General features: G+C 38.1%; 1 pseudogene. It reads left to right on the forward strand.

Annotation, left to right across the window (positions count from 1 at the left end):
• Positions 1-169: 169 nt before the first annotated feature.
• Positions 170-247, forward strand: a pseudogene (locus tag HC728_RS20035) (N-acetyltransferase); the annotation flags it as partial.

A 247-nucleotide genomic window follows, 5' to 3' on the forward strand; every position in this document is an offset into this window, starting at 1 on the left:
ATCGTGTAACAATCGCATCAACACGATTTATTACACTCGGCGTTCTGGGTTTTCCTTGGGTTTCGTGATTAAGGCAGTTAAATTCAGGTTGGTTTGCATAGTAATAAACGTGTTATGCCAGCGTTATAAGCACCGATTTATTAAGGTTATTTGAGCCAGAGGTAAAGGTTTGAAATTTTCTACGCGTTCAGCGAAAGATAGTGATTTTGAGTTCTTATTTGAACTTAAAAAGGCGGCTGAATTTGAG

The sequence above is a fragment of the Aliivibrio sp. S10_S31 genome, from assembly GCF_014694495.1.
GTDB lineage: Bacteria > Pseudomonadota > Gammaproteobacteria > Enterobacterales > Vibrionaceae > Aliivibrio > Aliivibrio fischeri.